General features: G+C 50.5%; 5 protein-coding genes. 3 read left to right on the forward strand and 2 right to left on the reverse strand.

The genetic code is table 11. The annotated features are described in order from the left end of the window. Together ACN0YN_RS14415 and ACN0YN_RS14420 are read right to left on the reverse strand one after the other, a co-directional pair. Positions 1 to 1,196, reverse strand: a 1,196-nt coding sequence (locus ACN0YN_RS14415) for an NACHT domain-containing protein (protein WP_417385719.1), incomplete at its 3' end; no start/stop codon positions are given. A gap of 146 nt (positions 1,197 to 1,342) precedes the next feature. Beyond that, on the reverse strand, positions 1,343 to 4,012 hold the full coding sequence (locus tag ACN0YN_RS14420; RefSeq protein ID WP_417385720.1) for an SUMF1/EgtB/PvdO family nonheme iron enzyme: 2,670 nt from the start codon (positions 4,010 to 4,012) through the stop codon (positions 1,343 to 1,345). Positions 4,013 to 4,433: 421 nt separating this feature from the next. Between ACN0YN_RS14420 and ACN0YN_RS14425 the strand changes: the two genes are divergently transcribed. From ACN0YN_RS14425 to ACN0YN_RS14435, 3 genes are all read left to right on the forward strand, one after another. After that, positions 4,434 to 5,366: an ArdC family protein gene (locus ACN0YN_RS14425; RefSeq protein WP_417385721.1), complete on the forward strand. Its 933-nt coding sequence runs from the start codon at positions 4,434 to 4,436 to the stop codon at positions 5,364 to 5,366. Positions 5,367 to 5,692: 326 nt separating this feature from the next. Further along, a complete protein-coding gene (locus ACN0YN_RS14430) occupies positions 5,693 to 5,893 on the forward strand; it encodes a hypothetical protein (protein WP_417385722.1) in 201 nt (66 codons plus the stop codon). A gap of 219 nt (positions 5,894 to 6,112) precedes the next feature. Beyond that, a partial coding sequence (locus tag ACN0YN_RS14435; protein WP_417385723.1) for a hypothetical protein occupies positions 6,113 to 6,973 on the forward strand: 861 nt, incomplete at its 3' end.

Here is a 6,973-nt window from a genome sequence, read left to right on the forward strand (position 1 = left end):
CCAGGAACGAGCAGGTCCCCGCGAATGGCATGATCCAACTGGCTCAGCATCTCGAACAAGTCATCCTCATTGATAACCCACGACTTTTTCTTCTCTAACGCATTCTCCAGTTTCTGCCAGACTTGATCTCGAAAAACCGAAACCGATGCTTGGTCTTCGATTTTCCGAAAATTGGGATAATATGATTCGTCTTCTGTCTGAATCCTTTGGCTCGTCATTTCAAAAGCACATGTGGCCAGAATCCGCAGCATCAGATCGACATCAGATCGTTTGACCAACTTTCGATCTTTATTGACGGGCCGTGCCTCTGGATGTTCTTCCATCGATTTCCAGATCGCGGATTCCATCGCGAAATACATGATGTCGGCGGGGGTCTGCAGGTCGCCGTCATCCAGTCGGTGTAGCTTGACTTCCCGCAGATACTGCAGCACCCGGGGATTATCCAGCGTTGCTTTCAATCGTGCATTGTCTTTGATATTCGGATGCTCGTAGCGCGAGACCGCTTCACCTTCCACTTTCAGGAAACGCGTTTTCTGGGCATCGTCAAAGGCAAGCACGCGTAGTAACTGCCAATTCCCCTGAGCAAAGAGTTTTTTCCGGAGCCCCAGTGCATAGGGACGCGTGGAAATCACAAACCGGCAGTCTTTCCAGGGCCCCTGCTGATTTAACACTTTGGCCAGCCGATCCAATTCTCCGGATGCCTCATCCAGGGCATCGATCAAAAACAAGACCTTGCCCTGCTGTCGCATCCACCGCAGAGATTTCTCCAGATCAGCGGCAGACTCAGTCGTGTGATCACTCAGTTGTTCCAGCGCCCTGTCAAACAGGAATTGAGAATAGTTTTTGAATCCATAATCGTCTACCAGATGCTTAGCTTCCAGCAGAATCGGCAGACATTTCAACCGGGAATGGGCCAGCACATAGTGCAGCCACTCCATCATTTTGGTCTTTCCCATGCCGGCCGCGTTAACCAGCACCGTTCGCTGAAAGTCAGTGGAACCTGCCAGCGACTGCAGCAACTCTTCGCGGCGCTGAGTGAGATCGTCCCATTGCCAGGCAGAATCTTCCGGCTGCGCGCGTTGCTCGTCTTCCAGGTAAGGTAGGACCTCATGGTGCAGAAAATCGGCAGCCACCTGGTAACCGGATTTCAGCTTCAGCAGTTGTAGCTTTTGGTCATGTATGTACGGGGGAGACATTGGTTGATCCTGTCATCCTCAGTTGTTTTTGTTGCCAGCGCTCAGTTTGTTAACACCAAATTTTCAACGCGAGCGCAGACTGCGTCTGCTTCAAAAAAGGGTAAAAAGAAAAAGGACAAAGGGTAACAGGGATAAAGTGCACAGGGTTACTTGGTCCTCAAAATACGAAACCCGATGCCGAAGTCATGGCTCGATGCGGCGTCCCTGTCGCGCCTCGTTGCACGAAGGTCGAACGGTAAGTAGAGCCAGGCACCGCCGCGACACGACATCAGAGTGATCGGATGCACCCTCTCTTGGGGCCCCGTCAGATTCCCCGCGTAAATCTCCTGGTATTCATTCCCCATCCACTCCTGCTGATTCCCCAACAGGTCCATCACCCCTACTCCCTTGGGATCCAGTTCTTCGGTTGCGTCACTGGCACGTCGGGGATCCGCTGGAACCGTCCCTGTTTCGTAAGCATGATTCCCATGACACTGCTTGTGTGTTTCTTTCTCATCTCCCCACTCGGGAGCCCACCAGTAATCCCACGCCAATTGATCGGCTTCCAGCATTCCAAATTTGACCGCGTACTCGAATTCATGCTCCTGCGGCAGTCTGCAAGGAGTCTCGTCCCAAAAACACCACTGGCAGTACACCCACGCCGTATACCAGTCGATATACAGCGACGGACAGTCGGGCTCTCGACTCACACCCTGATAATCATAATCCCCGCGCAGGCCGTGCTCCGGACTGAACAGCCGAAACCGCGCATTCGTCACCGCGCAGCGCTGCATACCAAAGGCAGACACAGGAAGCGGGTTGGCACCGTCTGCTGTCCGCTCGTTAGTCCGACTGAATTGGGAAGCCAGCCATTTCCAAGTCTCTTCTTCATCTCGAATCAGCGACATTAAATCTTCGAGATTTTTTTTCTGAGTACTGGCCGGTTGCTGTTTCAGCCATTGATATTGCACATCCAGCAGCCACGCGCGTAACTTCTCATCGGTATCGTCGGCATGCTTAAAGTTTTCTGCCCATAATTTCTGTACTGATGGGGGAATATTCTCCCGACTGGGGGGCTGATCCCAGTCTTTTGAACCGAACCAGACTTCCCCCGCCGGGAAATCGACAAAATCTTCGTGGTGCTCTTGAGCAACTCGCTGCAGTACCTTCCCCTGCTGACCGTCTGCGATCGCAGTAAACTCCCTCTGCCAGCGGTCGCGGATCTCCCGGGCACGCTCCCTCAGTGTGCGCTCTGCTTTTCCTAGTCCCTGCTCGGCCGTTCCCTCTAGCTCACAAAACGCCTCCAGTCGGAACCAAACCTGATAAATAAACTCCGGCGAGCGTCGTGCCAGCCATTCAATCGCATCCCGATCAACGTCAGCCGGGAGTTCATCATAAAACTGCCCGGTCCGGGCATCGAAGCAGGGACGGAACAGCAGTTCGGCAGTTTCCAGCCAGATGTTATCTTTACGGAACCCCGGCTGGTTCTGCAACCGAAAGTCGGCCTGCCCTTTGAGGTCGACAAAAAACTGCCAGACCTCCCGGTATTCCTGGGATGGCTCGCGGTCCCATTCCACGATCCAGTTCTGCTCCCACAGCAGTTGCCGATCTGCATCCCGGGTATGATTGGCCAGGTAGTAAGCCGTCAGCCACTCCTGCAGGGAACGGTTCTGGAACTGGATTTCAGTCAATGTTTCCGATCCCGCTTCCAGCAGATCGAACCGGAGGGCCACGTTCAGTGTACCCAACGCATTCAAGATGGGCTGTACTTTCTTTTCGCCTAGGAGAATACTTAACCGCTGTTTGAAGTCAGGCAGATCCTGGCTCGAAATCCGCGTGAAATTCGGTTGCAGGACATCCTGATATTCCAGCTGTTCGCAGGTCTGAGCGAAGGCAACAGTAGCGAGCCCCTGCAGGATCTCACTGATCGGGTCAGTATCCGTGTTCTCCAGGTTCAGTTTCAAATCCGGAAACTTCTCCAGGCCGTCCCGGACCATTTCCCGCAGGGCCAGGCCGATCACGTCGGCAGCGGTCTCGATCTCGGCGAATGTTGCAGCCTTGACAAAACGGAGGTAGGAGAGGACGCGAGGCACTTGCAGCACCTCTTTCACACTCTCTGATAATGCCTCGTAGCGGGAGACGGCATCATCCCGGCCCTGCAGGTACGCGGCACACTGTTCCGGGGTAAACGGTTCCAGACACACAAACTGCCAATTGCGTAGTTCGGGACGGAAGACTTGATCCCATTCACGATTAATGGCGGGGGGACGCCCTGTCACGATCAATTGACACTGTCGCCAGAGGGGATGGGTTCGCATGAACTCAAAAAATGGCTGCAGGTTACCTTTTCCCACCTGGTCCAGAGCGTCGATAACCAAAATTAGCTGTCGCTGCCTTAGAGCAAAACGCAGTTCCTGCGGTGTGACAGTGACACCCATTTTTTCGAACTGACTGATCAGCAGAGTAATCAGTTCTGCTTCTGTCTTCAGTTCTCCAACATACTTAACGATCTGTTCGGCTTCCAAGCGGATTGCTGCTTGGTGAAATACGCTTCCCAGCACGTATTCCAGGTAATGGGAAATGATCGTTTTACCCATGCCGGCGGCATTCACGAACACGGTCAGTTGCGATTGATCCCCAGCGGCCAGATCCTGGAAGAACGCGTGCCGGTCCTCAACCGCTTGCCAGCGATCCGCCAGCGGAGAACTCTGCCCGGGACCAAGTCGAGCCTCCAGACGCTGGATCGCCGTCAGCAGGTTGTCACCCGGTTCACACTCCAGCAGCGAAAGCTGCTGATTGGAAATGAATCGCTGCAGATCAGGAGGATCCTGGTTCATGAAATCTGGCCCCGCTATCTTGGTGTCTTGATCAGTTTTGTATTCTTCAAAGAGCCAGGCAAGGCATACGACTGGTAAATGCTACTCTCTAGTCTGTTCAATCATCGATAAAAATTTGATCTAAGAAGTTTAAAAGTGCTCAGGTCAAATAACTTCCATGCTCTTTATGTACAGTTATGCAAGCATCTGTACCAGAATGCAAGCATTTCACGTTCATTCCTTTCACCGGATCCGTAGGTGAAGGGGATGGGATCACACAAATCACAAAAAAAAGTATGCGAATTGGCGTAACTTGATCCTGTTTCCAAACAGTTTAGTTATTTTGAAAAAAAGATTTGCAGAAATTGCCCTAACGCACCCCTTAGTAATTTGAAAGGCAGGATTATTTATTCGGTGACCTAAGACAAAAGAAAGCAGTTCAATGGCTTCACAGCAAGAGATCCGGCAAAGTATTACGAATCAGATCGTCGAGGCCCTCGAACAGGATGGTGTTCCTCCCTGGCAAAAGCCCTGGGGAACGGGACCGAATCGTGGTTTTCCCAGCAATGCGCTGACTGGTAACAAGTACACAGGTACCAACACGATCCTGCTCCGGATGGCGTCGCTGCGGCACTCATTTATTTCGCAGCACTGGGCAACATACAACCAGTGGAAATCACTTGGGGGCACTGTCATGCGTCGCCCCAATCACATCCCTTCAGGACAGTGGGGATGCCGAGTGACCCTCTTCAAACTGGTTGAGAAAGAAGAAACTGATGAAATCACCGGGGAAGTCACAGAAGAAACATTTCCGGTTCTGAGAGCTTATACCGTATTTAATGTAGACCAGGTATTTGGAAAACATCTGGACTACTTGCGCGCAGATGCAGGAGAACCTGATGATTCAGGCTTCAATGATTATGCTCCTGCAGAGGATGTGATCCAGTCCACTAATGCCCGTATCAAATATCTTGATCTGGATCGGGCCTATTATAATTTCCTCGACGATGAAATTGTCTGCCCTCCCAAATATCAGTTTCAGTCTGAAAAAGCATACTATTCGACAATGCTGCATGAACTCTCGCATTGGACGGGGCATGAATCACGTCTCAACCGGCTTAAAAAAATTCTGCGATTTGGAAATAAGAACTACGCTGAAGAAGAACTCGTTGCCGAGTTGTCGACCTGTTTCCTATTGGCCCACCTCGGTGTTCCGCAATCTGAAGACCGGACCAATCATGTGGCCTATCTGAAATCATGGATCAAAAGACTGAAGAACGATAACCGCTTTATTTTCAGGGCTGCTTCCGCCGCCAATAAAGCTGCTGATTTCATCCTCAATTGTCAGCAGGCGGAATTGACGGGTAGTTGCTAACAACTACTGGACTGCAGGCTTCGAAAGACCGAAGATGGTTTCGGAAACATTCAATGAGAATCACATAAATCTTTGGATTACTACTAATTGTTGGATGGCACGATTCTTCTTGCGTTCACTCAAACAAAATTGATTTTTTTCACTACTCTGATTCAAAAGTAGAACTCAGAAATCGGAAATCGGAACCATTGACTACAAAGCTGAAAAAAAACGACGCATTGGATACGAAGCCATATGAACCTGTGATACACACCGTTCACACCCAGAAGTGGTTCCAACTAGAGCGATATGTGAGATTCTGGATATTATTATAATGAGGGATTGAAATGACACACTACAAAAAGCGATATTTGATTTCAGATATGGGCGTATTTCACTTAATGACAAAGAATATTCGATGGGTAGAAATTCCCTACACCATGCCAGTTCTAGAAGCTGGCGAACTTATTGAATTCAGTGAGCTAAGCGATGCAGAAGCGTTTGTAGCTGAACGTCTTTCAGAAGGTAGTCATATACAGGCTATATAAACTCTCTTCATAACAACTCTTGCGAGAGTTAACTTCTTAAGTCATGAGGTCAAATTAGCTTTCTAAATTCCGAACCCTTGAAGTTATAGAACTATTTAATGGCAGGGTAACATCAGATGTGTCTCCGATGCTCAAGGTGAGTCCGGGCGTTAACGTTTATCATCCAGCATCGTCTGTAGAAGGTAGCGTGTGTTAAACCCAATAGAAAGAGAGTTAACGATGAGCCTTTTAACCAAAGAAATCGCTGAACAGTTTCTGGCAGATACAGATTCTTTGAATCTCAACGCGTTTAGCATCATTGAAGATGAAGCGGCCGAGTGCCTTAGTGAGCATCAGGGATATGAACTTTATCTCGGTGGTTTGACAAATCTTTCAGATGCAGCGGCCGGGAGTCTCGGTAAGCATCAGGGAGAGTTGCTTAATCTAAGTGGCCTGACAAGCCTCTCGGATGCAGTGGCCGAGAGCCTCGGTAAGCATTGGGGAAAGCTTGACCTCAGTGGCCTAACGAGTCTTTCGGATGCAGCGGCCGAGAGCCTCAGTAAGCATCGGGGAGAGCTTGTCCTCGACGGCCTGAAAAATCTTTCAGATGCAGCGGCTGAGAGTCTAGCTCGTGATTTAGACCTGAGAACTGACCTCGACACTTGGCCTGAGTCAGCAGCAAAGGTATTTAGACAATACCGGTCTACGATTAGAGTAGAGATAGCTGAGCGATTTCTGCTAGCAAATCATTCTGTGAATCTCAACGCGTGTACCACCATTGAAGACGTAGCGGCGGAGAGCCTCAGGAAGCATCGGGGAGATCTTGACCTAAGTAGCCTGGCAAGCCTTTCGGATGCAGCGGCCGAGAGTCTCGGTAAGCATCAGGGAGAGCTTGACCTCAGTGGCCTGACGAGTCTTTCGGATGCAGTGGCCGAGAGTCTCGGTAAGCATCAGGGAGACCTTAATCTCCGTGGTCTGACGAGTCTTTCGGACGCAGTGGCCGAGAGCCTCGGTAAGCATCAGGGAGACCTTTATCTCCGTGGTCTGACGAGTCTTTCGGACGCAGTGGCCGAGAGCCTCGGGAAGCATCGAGGGAGTCTT

The sequence above is a fragment of the Gimesia sp. genome, assembly GCF_048260065.1.
Taxonomy (GTDB): Bacteria; Planctomycetota; Planctomycetia; order Planctomycetales; family Planctomycetaceae; genus Gimesia.